The 22,717-nt window shown below is 48.6% G+C and carries 22 protein-coding genes and 5 tRNA genes; 15 read left to right on the top strand and 12 right to left on the bottom strand.

The genetic code is table 11. The annotated features are described in order from the left end of the window. The gene (locus J3B89_RS04940; RefSeq protein ID WP_215396413.1) at positions 1-966 is read left to right on the top strand and encodes a sensor domain-containing diguanylate cyclase; all 966 of its coding nucleotides are present in this window, start codon (positions 1-3) and stop codon (positions 964-966) included. Here the strand turns inward: J3B89_RS04940 and J3B89_RS04935 are convergent. The 4 genes from J3B89_RS04935 to sodB all read right to left on the bottom strand — a co-directional run bounded on the left by J3B89_RS04935 (position 963) and on the right by sodB (position 6,539). Continuing rightward, positions 963-2,489: a SpoVR family protein gene (locus J3B89_RS04935; RefSeq protein ID WP_215396412.1), complete on the bottom strand. Its 1,527-nt coding sequence runs from the start codon at positions 2,487-2,489 to the stop codon at positions 963-965. The two genes, J3B89_RS04940 and J3B89_RS04935, sit on opposite strands and share 4 nt — an antisense overlap. A 28-nt stretch (positions 2,490-2,517) precedes the next feature. Next, entirely contained in the window at positions 2,518-3,786 is a 1,269-nt protein-coding gene (locus tag J3B89_RS04930) for a YeaH/YhbH family protein (RefSeq protein WP_215396411.1), read from the bottom strand. Between the two features lie 17 nt (positions 3,787-3,803). Then, positions 3,804-5,726: a PrkA family serine protein kinase gene (locus J3B89_RS04925; RefSeq protein WP_215396410.1), complete on the bottom strand. Its 1,923-nt coding sequence runs from the start codon at positions 5,724-5,726 to the stop codon at positions 3,804-3,806. Positions 5,727-5,954: 228 nt separating this feature from the next. Next, positions 5,955-6,539, bottom strand: coding sequence for a superoxide dismutase [Fe] (sodB, locus tag J3B89_RS04920; protein ID WP_068232260.1), 585 nt, complete (start codon positions 6,537-6,539; stop codon positions 5,955-5,957). Positions 6,540-6,778: 239 nt separating this feature from the next. On the opposite strand from sodB, the gene J3B89_RS04915 reads away from it, so the two are divergent. Further along, positions 6,779-7,120, top strand: coding sequence for a Grx4 family monothiol glutaredoxin (locus J3B89_RS04915; protein ID WP_215396409.1), 342 nt, complete (start codon positions 6,779-6,781; stop codon positions 7,118-7,120). A gap of 83 nt (positions 7,121-7,203) precedes the next feature. Here the strand turns inward: J3B89_RS04915 and rnt are convergent, their stop codons facing one another. Next, positions 7,204-7,872 (bottom strand): ribonuclease T, encoded by a 669-nt coding sequence (rnt, locus tag J3B89_RS04910; RefSeq protein WP_215396408.1) that lies wholly within the window; start codon positions 7,870-7,872, stop codon positions 7,204-7,206. A gap of 133 nt (positions 7,873-8,005) precedes the next feature. On the opposite strand from rnt, the gene J3B89_RS04905 reads away from it, so the two are divergent. Continuing rightward, positions 8,006-8,875, top strand: coding sequence for a flagellar protein MotY (locus J3B89_RS04905; RefSeq protein WP_215396407.1), 870 nt, complete (start codon positions 8,006-8,008; stop codon positions 8,873-8,875). A gap of 5 nt (positions 8,876-8,880) precedes the next feature. Here J3B89_RS04905 and J3B89_RS04900 read toward each other — a convergent pair whose 3' ends face one another. Both J3B89_RS04900 and mnmC read right to left on the bottom strand, forming a co-directional pair. Beyond that, a complete protein-coding gene (locus J3B89_RS04900) occupies positions 8,881-9,207 on the bottom strand; it encodes a hypothetical protein (protein ID WP_215396406.1) in 327 nt (108 codons plus the stop codon). A gap of 104 nt (positions 9,208-9,311) precedes the next feature. Next, the gene (mnmC, locus tag J3B89_RS04895) at positions 9,312-11,195 is read right to left on the bottom strand and encodes a bifunctional tRNA (5-methylaminomethyl-2-thiouridine)(34)-methyltransferase MnmC2/FAD-dependent 5-carboxymethylaminomethyl-2-thiouridine(34) oxidoreductase MnmC1 (protein ID WP_215396405.1); all 1,884 of its coding nucleotides are present in this window, start codon (positions 11,193-11,195) and stop codon (positions 9,312-9,314) included. Positions 11,196-11,370: 175 nt separating this feature from the next. Here mnmC and fabB point away from each other — a divergent pair, with 175 nt between their 5' ends. After that, on the top strand, positions 11,371-12,585 hold the full coding sequence (fabB, locus tag J3B89_RS04890; RefSeq protein ID WP_215396404.1) for a beta-ketoacyl-ACP synthase I: 1,215 nt from the start codon (positions 11,371-11,373) through the stop codon (positions 12,583-12,585). Between the two features lie 69 nt (positions 12,586-12,654). Here the strand turns inward: fabB and J3B89_RS04885 are convergent, their stop codons facing one another. After that, entirely contained in the window at positions 12,655-12,849 is a 195-nt protein-coding gene (locus tag J3B89_RS04885; protein ID WP_215396403.1) for a PA3496 family putative envelope integrity protein, read from the bottom strand. Positions 12,850-12,938: 89 nt separating this feature from the next. Continuing rightward, positions 12,939-13,979: a glutathione synthetase gene (locus J3B89_RS04880; RefSeq protein WP_215396402.1), complete on the bottom strand. Its 1,041-nt coding sequence runs from the start codon at positions 13,977-13,979 to the stop codon at positions 12,939-12,941. A 182-nt stretch (positions 13,980-14,161) separates the two neighbouring features. Here J3B89_RS04880 and J3B89_RS04875 point away from each other — a divergent pair, with 182 nt between their 5' ends. After that, the gene (locus J3B89_RS04875; protein WP_215396401.1) at positions 14,162-14,746 is read left to right on the top strand and encodes a glutathione peroxidase; all 585 of its coding nucleotides are present in this window, start codon (positions 14,162-14,164) and stop codon (positions 14,744-14,746) included. 192 nt (positions 14,747-14,938) lie between these two features. On the opposite strand, the gene rnhA is transcribed toward J3B89_RS04875, so the two are convergent. Further along, positions 14,939-15,415, bottom strand: coding sequence for a ribonuclease HI (rnhA, locus tag J3B89_RS04870; RefSeq protein WP_215396400.1), 477 nt, complete (start codon positions 15,413-15,415; stop codon positions 14,939-14,941). Between the two features lie 65 nt (positions 15,416-15,480). On the opposite strand from rnhA, the gene dnaQ reads away from it, so the two are divergent. From dnaQ to J3B89_RS04825, 9 genes are all read left to right on the top strand, one after another. After that, positions 15,481-16,182, top strand: coding sequence for a DNA polymerase III subunit epsilon (dnaQ, locus tag J3B89_RS04865; RefSeq protein WP_215396399.1), 702 nt, complete (start codon positions 15,481-15,483; stop codon positions 16,180-16,182). After that, positions 16,170-17,630, top strand: coding sequence for a TIGR03503 family protein (locus J3B89_RS04860; RefSeq protein ID WP_349814190.1), 1,461 nt, complete (start codon positions 16,170-16,172; stop codon positions 17,628-17,630). Before dnaQ ends, J3B89_RS04860 begins: the two co-directional genes overlap by 13 nt. A gap of 108 nt (positions 17,631-17,738) precedes the next feature. Next, positions 17,739-17,815, top strand: a tRNA-Asp gene (locus J3B89_RS04855). A gap of 19 nt (positions 17,816-17,834) precedes the next feature. After that, positions 17,835-17,911: transfer RNA gene (locus tag J3B89_RS04850), tRNA-Asp, on the top strand. A gap of 19 nt (positions 17,912-17,930) precedes the next feature. Further along, a tRNA-Asp gene (locus tag J3B89_RS04845) sits at positions 17,931-18,007 on the top strand. Positions 18,008-18,026: 19 nt separating this feature from the next. Then, positions 18,027-18,103 (top strand) — tRNA-Asp (locus J3B89_RS04840). A 19-nt stretch (positions 18,104-18,122) separates the two neighbouring features. Further along, positions 18,123-18,199 (top strand) — tRNA-Asp (locus J3B89_RS04835). A gap of 609 nt (positions 18,200-18,808) precedes the next feature. Continuing rightward, on the top strand, positions 18,809-19,516 hold the full coding sequence (locus J3B89_RS04830; RefSeq protein WP_215396398.1) for a DUF4386 domain-containing protein: 708 nt from the start codon (positions 18,809-18,811) through the stop codon (positions 19,514-19,516). Continuing rightward, entirely contained in the window at positions 19,513-20,061 is a 549-nt protein-coding gene (locus tag J3B89_RS04825; RefSeq protein WP_215396397.1) for a hypothetical protein, read from the top strand. Before J3B89_RS04830 ends, J3B89_RS04825 begins: the two co-directional genes overlap by 4 nt. Before the next feature lie 103 nt (positions 20,062-20,164). Here the strand turns inward: J3B89_RS04825 and J3B89_RS04820 are convergent, their stop codons facing one another. Then, positions 20,165-20,941, bottom strand: coding sequence for an alpha/beta hydrolase (locus J3B89_RS04820; protein ID WP_215396396.1), 777 nt, complete (start codon positions 20,939-20,941; stop codon positions 20,165-20,167). A 182-nt stretch (positions 20,942-21,123) separates the two neighbouring features. Further along, positions 21,124-21,897 (bottom strand): DNA/RNA non-specific endonuclease, encoded by a 774-nt coding sequence (locus J3B89_RS04815; RefSeq protein WP_215396395.1) that lies wholly within the window; start codon positions 21,895-21,897, stop codon positions 21,124-21,126. Positions 21,898-22,072: 175 nt separating this feature from the next. On the opposite strand from J3B89_RS04815, the gene J3B89_RS04810 reads away from it, so the two are divergent. Continuing rightward, a complete protein-coding gene (locus J3B89_RS04810; protein ID WP_349814189.1) occupies positions 22,073-22,669 on the top strand; it encodes a dienelactone hydrolase family protein in 597 nt (198 codons plus the stop codon). The last annotated feature ends 48 nt before the right edge of the window (positions 22,670-22,717 follow it).

Below are 22,717 nucleotides of genomic sequence, written 5' to 3'. Positions count from 1 at the left end.
ATGTCAGAAACTGCGATTGAGGTATCTGAGATCCATTGGCTGATGGATATGTTCCAGACCGTTGATGTCGGGCTTGTCGTGTTAAATTGCGACTATCGTATTCAGGTGTGGAATGGTTTTATGGAAAATCATAGCGGTTTAACGCCACGCCAGGTGCGGGACAGTTACCTGTTTGACTTATTCTCTGAAATTGATGAAGACTGGTTACGGCGTAAATGCGATCCGGTTATCCTGCTGAAAAACCGTGCTTTTACGATTTGGGAGCAACGGCCTTATATTTTTAAATTCCGTAATTACCGGCCTATTACCGGTAGTGCTGAATATATGTATCAGAATTGTACTATTTTTCCGCTGTCAGATGCGCGCGGCCAGGTAACTCACCTGTGTTTTATCATTTATGATGTCACTGATGTGGCAGTAAGCCGCATAGAGTTAGAGTCGATGAACGGCCGTTTACAGCAACTGTCAAAAACCGATTTCCTTACCCAACTGTTTAACCGTGGTCACTGGGAAGAAAGCCTTAACCAGGAATATAAACGTTTGCAGCGTTACCCGCACCAAAGCACTTTACTGATGTGCGATATTGATCATTTTAAACGTGTTAATGATACTTATGGGCATTCTGCCGGCGATTTAGTGATCCAGCAAATTGCAGATGCCGTTCGCAAAACACTCAGAGCTACTGATATTGCCGGCCGTTACGGCGGCGAAGAATATGCCATTTTATTAGTGGAAACCAATCTGCAGCAGGCAGCTCACCTGGCTGAAAGGCTGCGTAAATCAGTTGAGCAGCTGTCGATTAAATACAACAGCCAGATATTAAAGGTAACGCTTAGCATTGGCCTGGCTGAGCACAACAAAGACATGACAAACTACCGCCAATGGCTGGAAGCGGCAGATAAAGCGTTGTACCGCTCTAAAGCTGGCGGGCGCAACAGAGTTACCTGTTACAGCCCGTTAGACTAACCGCCAAGCAGTGCAGGTTCAGGGCAACTGTGCAGTAACTCAGTACTGCCATCAACGTTTTGTTGTTCCAGATAAACAGTAAACCCCCATAAGCGGTGTAAGTGTTTAAGTACATGCGGCATACTGCCTGCCAAAGGGATACGGTTTTGTGGCACATAATGTAGTGTTAGTGAGCGGTCGCCGTTTAAGTCGACATTATGCACCTGAATATTCGGTTCTATCTGGCTCAGGTTATATTGCTGCGATAACATTTGCCGTATGCGCTGATAACCCTCAGCATTGTGAATGGCAGCCACTTCTAAACTGCCTTCTTCGTCATCATCGACAATAGCAAATAAGTGAAAATCACGGATCACCTTAGGTGACAGATACTGGCTGATAAAGCTCTCATCTTTAAAATTTTGCATAGCAAAGTGCAGTGTTTCCAGCCAGTTACTGCCCGCAAGGTCCGGAAACCACTCTTTATCTTCGGCAGTGGGCGCCTCACACATTCGGCGGATATCAGTAAACATAGCAAAGCCCAGCGCATACGGGTTAATGCCGGAGTAATATTTGCTGTTGTATTCCGGCTGCGCTACCACATTGGTATGGCTGTGCAGAACCTCCAGCATAAAACGGTCACTGACTTTACCTTCATCATACAGGTGCTGCAAAATAGTGTAATGCCAAAATGTGGCCCAGCCCTCGTTCATTACTTGCGTTTGTTTTTGCGGATAAAAATACTGCGAAATTTTACGTACTATCCGCACAATTTCACGTTGCCAGGGTTTTAGCAGCGGGGCATTTTTTTCAATAAAGTAGAGGATATTCTCCTGCGGCTCTGACGGAAAGCGGCTTTTGTGCTGTGTTGTACTGGCAGTTTTTACCGGTATGGTGCGCCATAAATCGTTTACCTGAGACTGCAGATAGGTTTCGCGTTCGTGCTGGCGTTTTTGCTCTTCATCCAGAGAGATCTTTTGCGGCCTTTTATAGCGGTCTACACCGTAGTTCATTAGCGCATGGCAGGAGTCGAGCATATCTTCAACGTCGCTGATACCGTACTTTTCTTCACACTGGCTGATATAGTTTTTGGCAAACACCAGATAATCGATAATAGAACCGGCATCGGTCCAGGTTTTAAACAGGTAATTATTTTTAAAAAAAGAGTTATGGCCGTAACTGGCATGGGCCATCACCAGCGCCTGCATGGTAATAGTGTTTTCTTCCATCAGGTAGGCAATACACGGGTTAGAGTTGATAACAATTTCATAGGCCAGGCCCATATAGCCGCGCTTATAGTTTTGCTCGGTCTGGATAAATTTCTTACCATAAGACCAGTGATGATAACCCAGCGGCATACCGACACTGGAGTAAGCATCCATCATTTGCTCTGCGGTAATCACTTCAATCTGGTTAGGGTAAGTATCAAGCTGATAGTGCGCTGCAACCCGGGCAATTTCCTGATGATAGGCATCGAGCAGATCGAAGGTCCAGTCCGGGCCGTCTGGTAAACAAGTGTTTATTTTCGTTTTTGCTTTGGCCATAAAAACCTCACTGCAAAGTCAATTGCGTTTAAGCGGCTTGTTTCTTAAACAGCTCGCGAAACACCGGGTAAATATCACTGACTTCTTTAATATGCTGAATGGCAAAATTGTCATACACCGGTAGCAGCTTTTCATATTCCTGCCACAGGCTTTGGTGAGCTCTGGGCGTAATTTCAATGTATGCATAGTAGCGCAGCAGCGGCAGTAGCTTGTTCGCCAGCAGCTCGGCACAGGGAGCGCTGTCGTCAGTCCAGTTATCGCCATCAGATGCCTGGGCGGCATATATATTCCACTCTACCGGGTTGTAGCGCTCCTGTACTATGTCATACATCAGTTTTACCGCGCTGGACACTATGGTGCCGCCGGTTTCCTGCGAATAAAAGAACTCCTGTTCGTCTACTTCTTTAGCCTGGGTATGATGGCGGATATAAACCACCTCGACATTTTTGTAGCTGCGGCTTAAAAACAGATACAGCAGAATATAAAAACGCTTGGCCATATCTTTGGTGGCCTGGTCCATAGAGCCTGACACATCCATCAGACAAAACATTACTGCTTTGCTGGTTGGCTCCGGCCGTTTTTGAAAATTACGAAAGCGTAAATCAAAGCTGTCAATAAAAGGCACAGCTGCAATGCGCTGTTTTAGTGTGTCAATATCGTCAATAATGCTGCGCAGCATTTGCTGATCCGGTACCGGTTCGCGCTCCAACGCACTAAGTTGTTGCTCCAGTTCACGCAGCCGGGCCTTTTTATCGGCTGTCATAGCAACACGCCGGGCCAGAGAACCCCGTAACGAGCGCACTATATCGATGTTGCTTGGCACACCTTCAGAGCGGTAACCGGCCCGTACATTTTTATATTGCACCAGTTTATCTAACTGGTTTTTTCTCAGGTTGGGCAATTCTAAATCTTCAAATAGTAGATCCAGATATTCATCTTTGGATATAGAAAACACAAAATCATCAGTGCCTTCACCGTCATTGGCTGGATCGCCCGTACCACTGCCCTGGCCAGCACCGCCTTGTGGCCGCTTAATGCGATCGCCCGGGCTGAACTGATCATTACCCGGGTGCACTATTTGCCTGCGGCCGCCTTTACCCTGATGAAAAAACGGCTCAGTAATGTCTTTACTGGGTATAGTGACACTTTCACCGCTGCTAATGTCGGTAACGCTACGCTTGCTGATGGCATCCGACACCGCTTTTTTAATTTGTTGCTTATAGCGGCGAATAAAGCGCTGGCGGTTTACCGCGCTTTTATTCTTGCCATTGAGCCGTCTGTCTATAAAGTGCGCCATACTACCTCCGGCTTACGTTACTGCGATTTACGTACGCGCAGATACCACTCTGACAGCAACCTTACCTGCTTACGGGTATAGCCTTTTTCCATCATCCGGTTGACAAAATCATCGTGTTTTTTCTGATCATCGGTTGAGGTTTTGGCATTAAATGAAATAACCGGCAACAACTCTTCTGTACTGGAGAACATTTTTTTCTCTATCACAGTGCGCAGCTTCTCGTAGCTGGTCCAGGTTGGGTTTTTGCCGTTGTTTTTCGCTTTGGCTCTTAGTACAAAGTTAACTATTTCATTGCGGAAATCTTTCGGGTTACTGATACCCGCAGGTTTTTCAATTTTTTCCAGCTCGGCGTTCAATGCTGAGCGGTCAAATAGCTGGCCGGTTTCCGGATCACGGTACTCCTGATCCTGGATCCAGAAATCGGCATAAATCACGTAACGATCAAAGATATTCTGCCCATACTCGGAATAGGATTCTAAATATGCGGTTTGAATTTCTTTACCGATAAACTCGATATATTTGGGGATCAAATAGCCTTTTAAATGCTCCAGATAGCGTTCTGCTACATCAGCAGGGAATTGCTCACGCTCTATCTGCTGTTCCAGCACATAGAACAGGTGTACCGGGTTGGCAGCCACTTCTGTGCTGTCAAAGTTAAATACCCGCGATAAAATTTTAAAAGCAAAACGGGTTGATAAGCCTGTCATGCCCTCATCAACACCGGCGTAGTCACGGTATTCCTGATACGATTTTGCCTTAGGATCGGTGTCTTTTAAGCTTTCACCGTCATAAACCCGCATTTTGGAGTAAATGCTGGAGTTATCCGGGTTTTTCAACCGGGACAACACCGCAAACTGTGCCAGGGAGCTTAAGGTGCCCGGTGCACAGGGGGCGGTATTCAGCTCGCTGTGTTCCAGTAGTTTCTGATAAATACGCTTTTCTTCGCTAACCCGCAGGCAGTAAGGTACTTTTACAATGTAAACCCGATCAAGAAAGGCTTCATTATTCTTGTTATTACGAAAGGTTTGCCACTCAGATTCATTGCTGTGCGCCAGTATAATGCCGTCAAACGGCAAAGCCGCTAAGCCTTCGGTACCATTGTAGTTACCTTCCTGCGTTGCTGTCAGTAAAGGGTGTAGCACCTTAATCGGCGCTTTGAACATCTCAACGAACTCCATCATGCCCTGATTAGCGCGACAAAGTGCACCAGAGTAGCTGTAAGCATCGGGGTCATTCTGGGCGAAGTGTTCCAACTGGCGGATATCCACTTTACCTACCAGTGAGGCAATATCCTGATTGTTTTCATCGCCGGGCTCGGTTTTGGCAATGGCCAGCTGATCCAATATAGACGGATACTTTTTTACCACCTTAAACTGGCTGATATCGCCGTTATATTCGTGTAGCCTTTTACTGGCCCAGGGCGACATAATATTGCGCAGGTAACGTTTGGGAATGCCATATTCCTGCTGCAGAATATTGCCATCTTCGTTAACGTCGAACAGGCATAACGGATGGTCGTACACCGGCGAGCCTTTTAAGTAATAAATCGGAATTTGCTGCATTAAATGTTTCAGCTTTTCAGCCAGTGACGACTTGCCGCCGCCCACCGGGCCAAGTAAATACAGAATTTGTTTGCGCTCTTCCAGCCCCTGCGCTGAATGCTTCAGGTAAGACACAATTTGTTCGATGGCATCTTCCATACCATAAAATTCAGAAAATGCCGGATAGCGCGCTATTACCCGGTTAGAGAACAGCCTGCTTAACTGTGGGTCTTGCGCAGTATCGGTCAGTTCAGGTTTACCTATAGCCAGCAATAAACGCTCTGCTGCACTGGCGTAGCAGCTTTTGTCGTTTTTGCATAACGCCAGGAATTCCTGGATGCTATATTCTTCTTCTTTCGCAGCTTCGTAGCGTGATTTATAGTGCTCGAAAATACTCATATGCACCTCCAGCTTTTAAACATCGGAAAAGGGTGGCAGCCAAGCTGTTATCTTAAGGTTAGACAGTAAAGCGGATTCCCGCCTGACTAATTGACAGAAAAATCTATAAATTTCTTCATGCTATAGTGGCTGACGGCAAAAAGGTTTAGTTGGCATACTGCAGGAAAATGTAAAGCTGGGTGGACAAAAAACCCGGCATAAGCCGGGTTCGTTTAATACAGCTAAGTATTACTTGGCAAAGTTTTCGCTGGCAAATTTCCAGTTAACCAGTGCCCAGAATGCATCCAGATAAGTAGGGCGGGCATTGCGGTAGTCAATGTAGTAGGCGTGTTCCCATAAATCTACAGTCATTACCGGCGTTACGCTGGTATCTGTTAATGGTGTAGCAGCATTGCTGGTATTAACGATATCCAGGCTGCCATCAGCTTTTTTCACTAACCAGGTCCAGCTTGAACCAAAGTTGTTTACGGCTTTGTCGTTAAAGGCGGTTTTAAATGCAGCAAAAGAGCCCCATTTGGCATTGATAGCGTCGGCCAGCGCACCTGTTGGCTCGCCACCACCGTTTGGTGATAAGCAGTGCCAGTAGAAAGTGTGGTTCCATACCTGAGCGGCGTTATTGAAAATGCCACCTTCAGAGGTACGAACGATATCTTCCAGTGATTTACCGGCAAAAGGCGTGCCTTCAATCAAGCCATTTAGTTTTACCACGTAAGTATTGTGGTGCTTGCCGTAATGGTACTCCAGAGTTTCTGCGGAAATGTGTGGCGCTAACGCGTCTTTTGCATAAGGTAATGCTGGTAATTCAAAGGCCATTGTCGTTCTCCGTTGGCGTTGTTTATGATGTCTGCATGGCGTAGACTACAAAACCTGACTAAAATACTCAAGTTTTACAGTATTGCTTATTGGCTGATCCAGTGTAGTCGGCTGTGATAATCAGCGCTTAAGGTCGTAGCAACAGAGGTGGGGATTTTTTCTCAGATCTCAAGTGCCAGTTACGACAGAACAGCGTAAAATGTCTGCCAATCTGAAAATGCTTATGGTGTGAGGTGTTAATGGAAACGTTAGATAAAATTAAGCAGCAAATTGCTGAGAACCCAATTCTGTTATTTATGAAAGGTTCGCCTAAATTCCCAAGCTGTGGTTTTTCGGCTCAGGCTTCACAGGCCCTGATTGCCTGTGGTGAGCAGTTTGCTTTTGTAGACATTCTGCAAAACCCGGATATCCGTGCTGAATTACCCAAATATGCCAACTGGCCTACTTTTCCGCAGTTGTGGGTAGAGGGTGAACTGATTGGTGGTTGTGATATCGTGCTGGAGATGTTTCAGCGTGGTGAGCTGCAGCCGCTGATCAAAGAAACTGCCGCTAAACATAAAACCGATACCCCAGCAGAGTAAACTCTTGTGGTAGTAAATATAAAGGCCGCTTATTGCGGCCTTTATATTTTGCTGGCTATGCTGCGCTCTGTGCAGCTTAAGTTTTACACCTGCTCAGATGTCTCTTCGCTGGTTTCTTCCAATGCCTGCGCCAGCGGCCAGCCACCAAGCTGTTTCCAGCTATTAACAATATAACAAAACAGCTCGGCAGTACGTTCAGTGTCGTATAAAGCGCTGTGCGCTTCTTTGTTGTTAAATTCAATACCTGCAGCCTGGCAGGCTTTGGCAAGCACCGTTTGCCCCAACGCTAATGCCGACAAACTGGTGGTGTCGAATGACACAAAAGCATGAAAAGGCGAGCGTTTAAAGTTCAGCCTTTCTACGGCAGCGTTAAAAAAGCTCTGATCAAAGGCGGCGTTGTGCGCCACGATAACACTGCGCTGGCAGTCGGCGTCTTTTTGCGCTTTGCGCACGGCTTTACATATTTCTGTAATAGCTTCACGCTCTGACACAGCGCCACGTAGCGGATTAAACGGGTCTATACCGTTAAAGGCCAATGAGCTGGCATCCAGATTTGCGCCCTCGAAGGGTTCAACGTGAAAATGCAGTGTTTGCAGCGGAACTAAATTGCCGTTGTCGTCCATATCCAGCAAAGTGGCGGCTATTTCCAGTAAAGCATCTGTTTTTGCATTAAAGCCTGCGGTTTCCACGTCGATAACTACAGGGTAGTAACCGCGGAAGCGCTGTGCCAGCTGTGATCTTGGTTGTGTCATAACGTCGCCAGTTTGCCAATCAGCGGCTATTATGCCAAAGAATTGCTTCAGCGTCTTGTTGCGGCATAGTGTTTGCTTAACATAAAGCCAAATTGTCATAAATTGCTTACCGACAGTGGTGGAAAGCCAGAAAATGCGAACCTTATTAGTGATCAGTAGCCTGTTGTGTAGTGTCAGCGTATTGGCACAGCCACAACTGCGTCAATATTCTGCCAGTATTGAGCAATCAGCGTGGCAGTTAAGTAAAAATACCCCGCTGGAGTGTCAGCTGCAGCACGAAATTCCACAGTTTGGCCAGGCGGTATTTCGCAGTGTGGCCAGCAAAGGGCTGAACTTAGATTTTGAGTTACAAATGCTACGTCTGCCTGATAACTATGGTTTAGCTGAGGTGCTTTCAGTGCCACCTGCCTGGCGGCCGGGCATTCCGGCTAAAGCAGTGGCCAGTATGAAGTTGTTAAAGCAATACAATGGTGATCTGCCGAAAAAAACAGCCTGGACTTTACTGACTGAACTGGAACAGGGCTTTAGCCCGACGTTTTACTTCAGTGACTGGTACAGCCCTTACGACAAAGTGGTGGCAGCGATGAACCCGGTGCAGTTCCCGGCAAATTACCATCAGTTTAATCAGTGTGTGTCACGTTTATTGCCGTATGGCTTCGATGATATTGCTTTTACTGTACTGAGCTATGAAAGCGGTGGTGACCAGTTAACCCGAGAATCTGAGCGCAGGCTGGCACAGATAGCTGAATACCTGAAGTATGATCAGGATATCGATTATGTTGAAATTCAGGGGTACACCGATAGTTATGGCGGGCGCTGGATGAACGAGCAGTTATCGGTAAAACGGGCAGAGAAAGTAAAAAGCTTCTTTGTTGCAGCCGGGCTAAGTGCAGACAAAGTTCAGGTAGAAGGCTTTGGTGAGCGCCGTCACGTAGCGCCAAACGATACTGCGCTGGACCGTAAACAAAACCGCAGGGTAGTGCTGCAGCTAACCAAGCCTTAACCGGCTTAGTTTTGCACCATCACATCAACCTGGCGCCAGTTATCGCGGCTTGAAATCAGTACCCGTACCTGGTTGCCATTCAGGGTAAAGTATAAATGGTCACGGCCATACCGGGTTTGGCTTGAGTTGGGTTGCCCCAGTTGCTGAATATAAAAATCACGCAGTGCGGTGTTGCTTTGCTGGCTGAAGTAACTGAGCACCGCTGGCAATTTATTGTCAAGCCGGGCAAATTCACGGGCATCTTCCGGCAGTGGGATCTGGTAAAAATCTTTAGCGGCAACGCTCTGCCCGTAACTCAATAACGCCAGACATAATAAAACGGCTAGACGCATGTTTTGTCCTTACTTTTATTGATGACTCAGCGCTACCTTAGCAAACTTTTATTGCCTTTGCCCAGTAATATACAGCCCTCTGCTGCAGGGCTGTATTGTAGCTTTCAACCTGAAAAGCGCTCAGAGGCCAGCCGCTTACCCAATTGCTGTGTTAGCGGCAGTGGTTCAGCACAAATCTGGCAGGCCAAAAGCTCGGCCAGCAGTGGCGACAACATAATGCCTCTGGCGCCCATGGCACCAATCAGGTAAAGGTTTTGCTGATTAGCCAGCGGGCCAACCACAGGCAGATGATCCGGCAAAGTGGCACGAAATGCCGCTGTTGCACTGCTTACTTTAGCTTCAGCAAACCAGGCTGGCTGTTGCAATTGCTGCTGCACCAGTGCCAGGTTTTCGCTGTTGTCCTGCTCACTGATAAAAGCCTCTGTTGCATTGCGGTCAAAAGTGGCGCCAACACTGTGCAGGCTTTGCCACTGCGGCGTAATATAACCTTTGTGGCACAATACCGTTTTAAGGGGGGCCATTGTACTGGCGTGCACATAGCTGACCTGGCCGCGGATTTTATTCAGCGGCAACTGTGCCGTAGGGGTAAATTCTGCCAGTTTGCTGCCACAGGCCAGTACTAAAATGGCGGCCTGTAATGCTCCGGCTGTGGTATCTAAATGCCATCCGCTGTTGTATTGCTTTATTGCCCGGACTTTGCAATCAGCGCTAAAGCGAAATAACCTTTGCTGTTGCAAGTATTGCAGTGCCTGTAAACAAAACTGCTGTGGGCTTAACCAGCCAGCCAACGGCAAATAAATGCCGCTGTGGGGTAGTTTAAGCCCGGCAATAGCAGAGGCTTCGCTGGCATTAACGGCCTGTACCAGTTCAGATGGCCATAGCGCTTTATCAATCAGCTTGTGCTGGCGCTGTTGCAACTGTGTATTGCTGGCCAGATGCAACAGGCCGCACCAATCCATGGCAAAATCTAACCCTTGTTGTTGCCAGTGCTGATAAAAGCGCCGGGCAAACAAAAAAGCCTGGGCATGTAACTGGCTGTCATCGGTCAGGTTGGCATGCAGGTTAGGGTACACAGCACCCTGGCGGTTTTGTGATGCCTGGCGTGCCACCATGTCATCTTCGCAAATAAGATGCACGGCAACACCGCGCTGTGTAAGTGCCAAAGCGGTGCAAAGTGATGCGATACCGCCACCGATAATAGTGACTTCATGCTCTGACGGTGTCGGTGCTGCTAACGGGGCTGGAGCGGTTACAGGGAGGGAGGTATCCGTTAGCATACTAGCAGTTAGCATTTCACGCTTGCGGCCAAAGCCTTTAATTTTACTGACCGTAAAACCAGCCTGCTGCAGGCCACGCTTTACCAGGCCGGCAGAGGTAAAGGTTGCTACGGTGCTGCCATTGCCACTTAGCCTGGCCAGGCCGGTAAACAGCTGCTGCTGCCACATATCCGGGTTTTTACTGGGGGCAAAACCATCCAGGTATATGGCATCTGTTTTGGCATTAAGCTCTGGTAACAGAGTATTTACATCACCAAGCCACAAATCCAGTATTACGCTGCCGTTATCAAAGCTAAGCCGGTGACAACCGCCAACGCACGGCGGATAGGCTTGCAGCAACTGCTCGCACTGCTGTTTAAGCTCGGTATGTACTGCCAGTGCCTGGGTTAAATCGGTATGGCTTAACGGGAATTTTTCAAAACTGCTGAAATACAGACGCTGGCAGACAGCGTCAGGAAACTGCTGGCGGTATTGACGAAAGCGCAGCCAGCTCAGCAGAAAGTTAGCGCCGGTGCCAAAACCGGTTTCAATAATATGAAAAGCGGCTGCCGGATGGTTTAGCCAGCGCTCTGGTAAGCCATTTTGCTGCAAAAAAACGTAATCGGTTTCTGCCATACCGCCGTCATTGGAAAAATAGACATCATCAAAATCTGACGCCACAGGTGTGCCTTGTTCATTAAAATGTATTTTGGCGTGTGTAAGCTGAGACATAAGTAAGGCGGGTCCACCACAATATTCGGCTTGTAGTTTACCCTAAGCTATCGCAAAATTGAAAACAGAGTACAAGTGTGCGCTGAAAGCTGACCACTTTACAGAACAAAGTCCGTACAATAGCGCACAGTATTATTTTAACCTTGCCGGCAATTGGCCGGTCGATGGAGAAAGCATGAAAAGAGCGGTAATCACAGGTATTGGTATTGTGTCCAGTATTGGTAATAACAAAGACGAAGTACTGGCCTCGTTACAGGCCGGGCGTTCAGGTATTACCCGATCAGAAGAATTTGCTGAGCTGGGCCTGCGCTCACAGGTATGGGGTAATATCAAACTGGAACCCAGCGAGCTGATTGATCGTAAAGCTATGCGCTTTATGGGTGATGCCGCAGCCTATGCTTACCTTGCGATGCAGGAAGCCATAACCGACGCCGGTTTTACTGAAGAACAAATTTCGCATCCGCGTATTGGCCTGGTGGCAGGCTCTGGTGGTGCGTCGTCTAAAGTACAGGTAGAAGCCGCAGACATTCTGCGTGAAAAAGGCGTAAAGCGGGTCGGCCCTTATGCGGTGCCAAAAACTATGTCCAGCACCTGTTCGGCCTGTCTGGCAACACCGTTTAAAATTAAAGGCGTTAACTACTCTATCAGTTCGGCCTGTGCCACCAGTGCGCACTGTATCGGCCATGCGGTAGAGCTTATTCAACTGGGCAAGCAAGACGTGGTATTTGCTGGTGGCGGTGAGGAAGTGCACTGGACGCTGGCAATGGAGTTTGATGCCATGGGCGCGCTGTCTACCAAGTACAACGACTCCCCTGAGCTGGCATCGCGCACTTATGATGCCAACCGCGATGGTTTTGTGATCAGCGGCGGCGGCGGTATGGTGGTGGTTGAAGAGCTGGAGCATGCCTTAGCCCGTGGTGCCACTATTTATGCAGAAGTAACAGGTTATGGCGCAACGTCTGACGGTTATGACATGGTAGCACCAAGCGGTGAAGGTGCTGTGCGTTGTATGCAAATGGCAATGCAAAATGTCACTGCTCAGGTTGATTACGTTAATACGCATGGTACCAGCACGCCGGTAGGTGATGTAAAAGAGCTGGGCGCTATTCAGGAAGTATTTGCCGGTAAATCACCGGCAATCAGTGCGACTAAAGCGATGACCGGCCATGCGCTGGGTGCTGCAGGCGTGCATGAGGCCATATATTCACTGCTGATGATGAAGCACAACTTTATTGCGCCTTCAATTAATATCGGCGAGCTGGACGAAGCCGCTAAGGGGCTGAATATTGTTACTAAAGCCACTCCGGCTGAGCTTAATACCGTAATGTCGAACAGCTTTGGTTTTGGTGGTACTAACGCTACATTAGTGATGCAAAAGTATCGTGGCTAATAGCCACTGCTGCCAATACAAATAGCAGAACGGGCGCCTGAGGCGCCCGTTTTTTATGTCCAGCTGTTTTTATGCTTCGGTATCATCCAGATCCCAGTCGTCCAGCAACTGACGCAAACGCTTTTGCTCCAGCAGATCATCTATACGGCGCCGGGCTTCCAGTTTTTGTTTTGTTTTGTTGTCTTTTGGCGATAAATCTTTGACGATCTCAACGTCATCCGTTAAGTCATCCAGTTCAAAATCGTTGCTTTCTACCTGTGACATAAGCGCACCTCAGATTTTTTTTTTGCTTATTTACCGAGATTTACCGGTTTTAAACAGTGAATTATTTTTTTACCGACGATAAAAATTTTTCAAATAACAGTTTCAGCTTCAGTCAGCAGTGGCCTGAACACCTGCTTACGTGGCGATAACTGAGTTTTCTTGCTTACCATATGCTCAATAAAATCAATTACTTTTTCTTGCAAGCGCACGTTATTTAACCGGTTAATCCGGGCTATGCCGCCGGGGCTCATTACGTTTACTTCAATCAGTTTGCCGTTAATTACGTCTATGCCGGCAAAAAATAAACCGTCACGGGCAAGCTTGGGGCCTATATGTGCACACAGGCGCTTTTCCTGTTCGGTTAGCTGGTGTTTAACCACAGTGCCTCCGGCATGCACGTTAGAGCGCACATCATCTGCTGGCGGAATACGGCGCATAGCACCGATAGGTTTACCGTTTAGCATTAAAATGCGAATGTCGCCCAGCTCAGCGCCTGCTACATATTCCTGCAAAATAACGTAGTTGCCGCGCTCGGTATCGCCAATATAAAAATCCAGCAACGAGCGGGCGCTTTGCGCGGCAGATTTTTCCAGCAAAATAACACCCTTGCCGCCATAGCCATTCAGGGGTTTTAAAATCATTTTATCGTTGGGTGACTCTGCCAGTACCCGTGCCAGGTAATCTTTGTTTTTTGACACATGGGTTACCGGAATAAACTCGTTGTCCGGGTCATGCAAAGACGCGGTGTACATTTTATTATTGGCAATCCGCACACCATCTAAATCGTTCATAATAAAGGTGTCTTCGCGCACTGAATCTAAAAAGTTGAGCACTATCGGGTCCAGCGGTGGGTTTAACCGGATAAAAATAGCATCAAAGGCTGCCAGCGGTAATTTTTGCTGGTTAAACTGTGCGTTGCGGTAAAAACTGGCAATATTGCTGGACACTTTCTGGCCTTTAACAAACACTTTGCAAAATGCCTGGGCGATACTGTCACGTACGGTTAAGTTAGTTGCATGGGTAATGGCTACCGTGTGGCCGCGGCTGACCGCTTCGTGGATCATCCGGATGGTGCTGTCGCCTTCGGGGTAAACTTTGTCCCACGGGTACATTAAAAAACAAATGCGCATAGCAATCCTTGTATAAGCAGTTCTGGCTAAGCATACGAGAGCCGCCAAAAAAAGGAAGCGGATGATAGCGGATAGTCAAAAAAACACACGTGAATTTTTATCGCTTTGCGCAAACAGATCGGCTTTAGGTTATGCTGCGTAACAGTTGTTTGCTTTAAGTAAGAACCCTACAGGAGATAAACATGAAAACATTACTAAGCGCCGTAGCCTTAGCTTGCGGTTTACTGGCCATGCCTGCCATGGCTAACCAGTGTGGTGAAATTCTCGGCCATTCTATGCAACAGTTAAATACGCGTGAAAGCGTAGATTTATGCGACAGCTACAAAGGCAAAACCCTGCTGGTGGTGAATACGGCCAGTAAATGTGGTTTTACCAAGCAGTTTGAAGGCCTTGAGGCGTTGTATCAAAAGTATCAGGACAAAGGCCTGGTGATCCTGGGGTTTCCGTCAGACAGTTTTATGCAGGAATATGACGATGCCGAAAAAACCGCAGAGGTATGTTATTTAACTTACGGCGTAAAATTCCCGATGTTTGCCAGCTCTAAAGTAAAAGGCGATGACGCCAACCCGGTATTTAAAGCGCTGATTGCCAAAACCGGGGAAGCACCGAGCTGGAATTTTAATAAGTATCTGGTAAGCAGCGACGAGCAAACGGTAAAACATTTTGGCAGCCGTACCGCACCGGACGATAAAGCTTTTATCGCTGAACTGGAAAAAATGCTGGCGGCTAATGTTGGGGCTGAAGCACCGATAAAAACTGGCGAGTAAGTTGTAGGTCAACTGCTTTTGCTGCAACACTCGCTTTGGCTTATCACAGCAACTCGCTCACGCTGGCGCGTTCACTCAAACACTCTGTGATAACCAAATCGAGGTTCCAGCCGCAGTTGACTGGCGTATATCGTTGCAGCGCAAGCAGTTGACGGCAGGTTTCATCGGCATCTTAAGCAGCTGCCGATTTGATTAAGTTTTAGCACTCAACTCAAACGCCGTATCCACATTAGTAGGTTTGGCTTCAGCCGCACTGCGGGCTAACACATCACAGCGCTCATTTTCCGGGTGGCCGGCATGGCCTTTTACCCAGTGCCAGTTAATGTTGTGCGCAGACGCTGCAGCATCCAGCCGTTGCCATAAATCCTGGTTTTTCACCGGTTGCTTCTGGCTGGTTTTCCAGTTATTGCGCTTCCAGCCTGTTAGCCACTGGGTAATGCCCAAGCGCACATACTGGCTGTCGGTAGTTAAATCTACATTGCAGCTGTCTTTTAAACTCTCCAGTGCCACAATCGCAGCTAACAATTCCATCCGGTTATTGGTGGTAAGTTTATAGCCGCCGCTTAACTCTTTGCGATGCTGTTTATAGATCAGCACAGCACCGTAGCCCCCCGGGCCGGGGTTACCCAGGCAGGAGCCATCGGTATAGATCGCAACTGTTTTGCGCATAAAGCCTTTCCTCAAACCAAAACGGCGTATAATCTAACCCAAACGTAGTAAAAAACGAAATGACCATGGCCAAAAGACAAATAATTCTCGACACCGAAACCACTGGCATAAACCCCAAAGACGGCCACCGTATTATTGAAATAGGCTGTGTAGAGCTGATTAACCGGCGTTTTACCGGCAATAATTTTCATGTTTACATTAACCCCGAGCGGATTATTGACGCTGAAGCGGTGGCCGTACACGGTATTACTAACGAGCGGTTAAAACACGAGCCAAAATTCCGCGATATCGCCAAAAGCTTTTATGACTATATTCACGGCGCAGAGCTGGTGATCCATAACGCTGCGTTTGACGTCGGCTTTATTGACCACGAATTTGCTATGTTGCATCCGCAACTGCCGCCGGTTGCTAACTACTGCGCTATTCTGGATACCTTATTAATGGCGCGGGAACTGCACCCCGGCCAAAAGAACAACCTTGATGCACTGTGCCGCCGCTATGATATTAATAACAGCCACCGTACATTACATGGCGCTTTACTGGATGCCGAAATTTTAGCCGATGTTTATCTGCTGATGACCGGCGGCCAGGTAAGTTTAAACCTGGCAAATGAGCAAGATGGTGCTAACGGCGATAACGGCCCGGTAGCAATACAACGCAGTGGCAGGTTAAAAGTGCTGCAGGCAACGGCAGAAGAGCTTGTTGCGCATGAACAACGGCTTGATCTGGTACAGAAAAAAGGAGGCAGTTGCCTGTGGCGAAACTGATAACAGCTTTAGGTTTATGGCTTTGCAGCCTGCCTTTGAGTGCCTGGCAGGCTACGTCGCTTGATACAGCAGCAAACCCTGCGGCAGAGGTAACAGAAGCTGTTGATGAAAAAACACTGCACGAAAGTGGTTTTACACTATTAAGTGACTTACCTACAAAAAACCAGATTTCGCTGTTTGATAACCGGTTTCGTATTGATGACAAAGTAGACGAAATTACCCTGTTGTTGTTTCGTCGCCGTGGTTCAGCATCGGTAGTGCTGGTAAAGCCGGACGGCAGCAAAATTCATTTTAATACCGCTGAAGCTCAGCAAGTTCGTTGGCATGATGCCAGCAGCTACGATTTAATCCAGATAAAAAATCCGATGCCGGGGCCCTGGCAGGCCATTGGCCGCCTGCTGCCTGAAAGCCGTATTATGTTGCTAAGCGACATTAAACTGAACGTAGAGCCGTTACCTGCCAACCTGATGGTAGGTGAAACCGTTAAGATCACCGCACGTTTAACCAATGGCGATCAGCCGATAACAGCGAAAGACTTTAACGAAGTACTGGCGCTGGAAGTCATTTTTGTCAGCACCAATAATGCTGACTACGACAACTTTGGCCGTGGCGTAGTGCAGGTAGCGCACTTTCGTGACGACGGTAAAGGCTACGACGAACGGGCCCGTGACGGCATTTTTACCGGCGAGTTTCAGTTAAAGTTTGTTGCCGGTGAATGGACGCCTAAATATATAGTGCGTACACCGCTATACACCCGTGAAGTAGAACAGGCCCCGGTGGTATTAAAACCGGCACCAATAGTGGCAGATATTGCTGCAGCGGCAGCGCCTGTAGAGGGCAAGCCACAGCAACAGGCCATACCGCATCAGGTGTTGTTTCGGGTAACAGATGACAGCGTTAATGCCGCTTCGGTATTACTGCAGGGCAGGGTGCGTTACCCCAGCGGCGAGATAGAGCATTTTGCTTTGAATGAACCGGGTAATACCCCAAGGGAGCTTAAATTGCATAACCGTGGCCATGGCAGCTATATTCTGGAAGTGGCAGCTTTTGGTGAAATGAAAGATGGCCGCGAATTTATGCTTAATCTGCCCGAGGTGAGTTTTGTGGTTAACCGGCCGGTGCAAGAGGCTCCGGTACTGGCAGATTTACCCCAAAAAGTGAAAGATGAAATAGCTGCCGAGCAAGCAGAACCTGTACCTGAGTTTCCCTGGGGCTTAGTGATTGGTGCTAATTTATTTATCCTGTTCGGCGGCGGTTTCGCGATCTGGTTCGTTATGACAGACAAGAAATTAGCCGATTTACTGTTCTGGCGTAAAAAAGAAGCGAAGGCCGCGCCTGTTGCGACAACAGTAGAAAAAAATAAGCCTGCAACAGATAAAAACAGCAGCAATGCGCAAAAAAACAACGATATGGATGACATTCTGGATCTGACCTTGCCGGATGATTAAGGATTAGGCAAAAGCGGCAAAAAAGGTGTTGACGGCCTTTCGGCTAATCCGTATCATTCCCGCCGCACTGCAGGATACCCAAATGAAATTCTGCAGCGCAATTGGTGCGGAGCGGTAGTTCAGTCGGTTAGAATACCGGCCTGTCACGCCGGGGGTCGCGGGTTCGAGTCCCGTCCGCTCCGCCAATTTATGTAAAGCTTCTTCGGAGCGGTAGTTCAGTCGGTTAGAATACCGGCCTGTCACGCCGGGGGTCGCGGGTTCGAGTCCCGTCCGCTCCGCCAATTTATGTAAAGCTTCTTCGGAGCGGTAGTTCAGTCGGTTAGAATACCGGCCTGTCACGCCGGGGGTCGCGGGTTCGAGTCCCGTCCGCTCCGCCAATTTATGTAAAGCTTCTTCGGAGCGGTAGTTCAGTCGGTTAGAATACCGGCCTGTCACGCCGGGGGTCGCGGGTTCGAGTCCCGTCCGCTCCGCCAATTTATGTAAAGCTTCTTCGGAGCGGTAGTTCAGTCGGTTAGAATACCGGCCTGTCACGCCGGGGGTCGCGGGTTCGAGTCCCGTCCGCTCCGCCACTTTAAACCAGCATAATGCTGGTTTTTTGTTTTCTAGCCTAAGCGGTAGTTCAGTCGGTTGCTTTCTATTAGAAGCATGGCCGGCCTGTCATGCCAGAAGCCATAAAGTGCGCGGGTTCGAGTCCCGTCCGCTGTGCCACTTTAAACCAGCATAATGCTGGTTTTTTGTTTTCTAGCCTAAGCGGTAGTTCAGTCGGTTGCTTTCTATTAGAAGCATGGCCGGCCTGTCATGCCAGAAGCCATAAAGTGCGCGGGTTCGAGTCCCGTCCGCTGTGCCACTTTAAACCAGCATAATGCTGGTTTTTTGTTTTCTAGCCTAAGCGGTAGTTCAGTCGGTTGCTTTCTATTAGAAGCATGGCCGGCCTGTCATGCCAGAAGCCATAAAGTGCGCGGGTTCGAGTCCCGTCCACTGTGCCACTTTAAACCAGCATAATGCTGGTTTTTTGTTTTTTGCAGCGACATCATTATCAGTAATCTATGTGCGATGCGTTACGGCAGAAATACCTTGTAACAATAAGGCAGTAGGCAAAAACGGTTTTTCCGCGCAGCATCATGTCAGCCGCCGCCAGAGCGGCACCCAATTACTCCAGTTACAAGGATGCGTAAAAGATGAACTCAGATACTGCTGTGGTGTCGCAGCGCTATGTGCGTTTGGCCGGCTGCTGTTATTTATTGATAATAGGTTTAGGTCTGTTTTCTGAAACACTAGTGCGTGGCAGCCTGATTGCTGCTGGCGATGCCGCCACTACCGCCTCGCAAATTGGCGCGTCAGCACAGCTTTGGCGCAGCGGCATCGTAGCTGATCTCTGTATGCAGCTGTTAGACATCCCGATTATTGTGCTGTTTTATCTGTTATTTAAGCGGGTGAATGCCGCGCTTAATTTAACCGCCACCGGTTTTAATCTGATCCAAACCGCCGTACTGGTCGCCAATAAACTTACCTTAGTAGTGCCACTGTTGCTGGCTGGCAGTGGCGTGTATTTAACCGCGTTTTCTGCAGAGCAGCTCGACGCCTTAGCTTATGTGGCGATACAGCTACACGGCTACGGTTTCGCTATTGGCTTACTGTTTTTTGCGCTGGCTTGTGTTATCCGCGGCTATCTGATTATTAAATCGCAGCTGTTCCCCAAAATACTCGGCCTGATGTTGGGCCTGGCCGGTGTCTGCTATCTGATAAATACACTGGCACTGCTACTGGCACCTGATTTTGCTGCCACGCTGTTCCCTTGGATCATGCTGCCGGTGTTAGTCGGGGAGTTATCGCTTAGCCTGTGGATGATAGTAAAAGGCACAAACGTTAAGAGGCTGGCACAATGAGCGCTTACCGCTTTTCACTGTGGTTGCCTCTGCTAGCCTTGTTGTTGGCAGCTATTCATCTGACGATTGAATACTTTTCAGGTGGGGTACAAAGCCATCATTTATTGAATGACGCCACGCTACCGGCTATTTCAAACTGGTTCGAACTTATCACTTTACCGTTGCTGGGCTTAGCGTTGGCAAAGTATGTTGTGTTGCAACCTGCGCATATAGCGCGCCTGGCGACAGTACCGGTCAGCTTATTGCCGGGGCTTATCGGCGCTGCCTGTTATGGCGGGGTCTTTGCCGCCAGTTTTGCACTGGGCCAGATGACAATAACAACGCTGTTATTTTTCGGTTTACTGCCCTGTGCCGTGTTGTTTCCGCTTTACCGGCTGCACTATATCAGCGGCTTTGTCGTAGCAATGACCTTTACCTTCGGTGGCATACTGCCGCTGATGATAGCTGCCGTGTTAGCACTGTTGTCCTGGCTTAGCCGTTTTGTCATTGCAACTGTGCTAGCAGGTTGGCGCAAATACCGTACCGGGTCAGCAAAACCTGTATAAGGTGGTTTTACCGCAAAGGCTTAACGCAGAAAATACCCAAGCCGATTTAACTACTTTACGGTGTTTAGGTTTAAGGTAAAAGTGGTAGTTGTTTTGCGGCTGGCTAATTTGATAATGCGGCTGAAGGAGTTGCAGTAGCAAGCCAGGCGGCAAGCTGGCTGGCGGCCAGGTAACTATTGTGGCTGCCGCTATAGCTTTTCAATGTGGCAATACCGGGCGTAAATGCGTGGTATAGCGCCTCGCTGTGGGCACGGCCGATAATTTCATCCTGCTCTGCCAGTAAAATCAGCGTGGGGCTGTTAATGGCTGGCGCATAGGCAACAGAGTTGTAAGTATCTTTTAGCAACCACTTAACCGGAAAGAACGGAAACTGCTGTCGGGCCAGCGCGCTCAGGCTGTCAAACGGCGTTATCAGCACCAGTTGCGCTACCTTACGCTGTGCCGCCAGTTGCACCGCTACACCGGAGCCTAAGCTACGCCCCAGCACGGTAATGTCACTATGTTTAGTTTGCAGCTGATCAAACAGCGCCAGCGCATCGGCTACCAATGCCTGCTCGGAAGGATTGCCGGAACTACCGCCATAACCGCGATAGTGCATAAGATAAATGGCATGGTTGGGAAAAGCCGCAGCAAACTCCGGCAAATACACACTAACATCCTCGGCATTGCCGCCAAAATACAGCAGCGCCCGGCTAGTTTCGCGCGCTTTACTGCTTACCAGCACAGTGGCATTGGCTTGCTGCAAAGTCAGCGGATTGGTTGGCGGTAATTGCGCTGCCACCGGGAAATAAATTAACTGCCGCTGCAGCAGATACAGCAATAAACACAGCAGGCCATAGCCCGCCAGTACATAGCCTGTTAGCGTAAGCAACATACGCATGGTCTGTCCGGCAGTGGTGAAAGGGTGTAAAGCAGCTTAGCGGATAGCGGAGCTAAAGCACAAGGTGTTATACCGCACAGACACCTGCAATGACTCCTGGCCTGAAGCGTAATAAGCGTAGGCTCGGGGCAGTTACGTTTTTGGCTTTGGCTGTGGCCCGGTGTAACACCGGGCGTTGCATGTTAACAACCTAACCTTGTTTTTAGCCCACCAACCTGGCCTTCAACTGCGCTCTCTTTGTAAGAAGGCAGAGATGGCATGATATTAAGGCCACTGCGGTTTTCTACCTCATTAATGGTGACCTCACGCGGGCAAAAACTGGCTGAGCGGCTAAGGTTTTGTTCCATAATGTAAGCCGACGCTTCAACCCAACCGGCGTTATCAGTAATCACCACTTTAAAATAGCCAGACGGGATAGTATGGCTTTCGTCGGCGCGGGGCAAAGTACCAAAGTACCATTCATAAAGTGGGCCGGTTACGACATAAACATCCTGGCCGGTGCGAGCCAAATTACGAACGGCAGTTTCCAACTGTGCCCAGGCTCCCTGATTCAGGTTAGCTGTTTGTGGTGTGATATTGGATAAATAGTTTGTCATCTCCCAATACGCCGTGTTGCTAAACGCAGCCAATGGCACCTGATGGCCACGGTCTGTGCCAAGCACGGCAGAGGCATCGGTATAGTCTGCCGGTTCAAGCGTATGGGCAGAGTTAATATTGGGGTCTGCTTTCCACGTCCGGGTGCGGCTTGGACCATCAATGGTATTTTGGGTGACTTTGTAGGCTACCCAATTGGCAAATTTAGTGCTGCTGTTGTTATGCAGCGTGTAAATAGGTCTTTCAATAGTCTGGCCGGTTTTACCGGTTGGGCAGCTATAAACACAATTAGCAGCGTTAGCTGCAGCGGCAAACAGCAGTGCTGTCAGGGTAACGGTGATATTATAGGTTTTGGTTTTCATGTTGATGCTCGCGTTGTTAAACTAGCAGCATCGTGGCGTAACAAAGTTACAGCGATATGAACGAATTTTAAGCAGTTTGATTAATGCTGAGGATGAATGTCCAAATGCAACGATCGCTGCAAGTGATAGCCGGGCGCCAGTTCGCAGCGGCAACTGCAGTACCCGGGGGAGTAACGTGTTGACCTTAACGTCTAACAGCCCAGCTGTTTTAGTGTTAACTGATATTTTTGGCCGCTGCCCCGGCCTTGAGCCCCTGCTGGCTAATTTACGTCTGGGCGGCGCTGTAGTGCAGCTTGCAGACCCCTATCAGGGCGTACAGCAGCAGTTTGCTGATGAGCCAGAAGCTTATGCGGCTTACATTGAGCGCTGCGGCCATGATGCTTATGCGGCTATTGCCGCACAGGTATTTGCCAGCACCACACAGCAATTTGATCTTGCTCTTGGTTTTAGTGCCGGCGCCACTGCCTTATGGCGGGTGCTGGCACAGATTAATAGTAGCCGGCTTAAGCAGGCGATACTATTTTACCCCGGCCAGATCCATCAGCATTTAGCGCTGAAGCCGCAAGTACCCACCCAGATTATTTTTGGCCATAGCGAGCCACATTTTGCGGTGGCCGATATCTGCCAGCAGTTACAGCAGCAGGGTGTGAGTGCCATTAGCACGCCGTATGGGCATGGGTTTATGAACCCGGCGTCTAAGGCATTTAATAAAGTGGGGTACCAGCAGAAGCTACATCAGTTGCTGCTGATATTAAAGTCGGCAAAGTACTAAGATTTCGATATTGCCGGTGCAGTGCAAATGCACCTTTTGGTTAAGTCA

Origin of the sequence: Rheinheimera oceanensis, from assembly GCF_018831085.1 — a bacterium.
Taxonomy (GTDB): Bacteria; Pseudomonadota; Gammaproteobacteria; order Enterobacterales; family Alteromonadaceae; genus Alishewanella; species Alishewanella oceanensis.
This window is presented reverse-complemented; position numbering and strand designations above follow the sequence as displayed.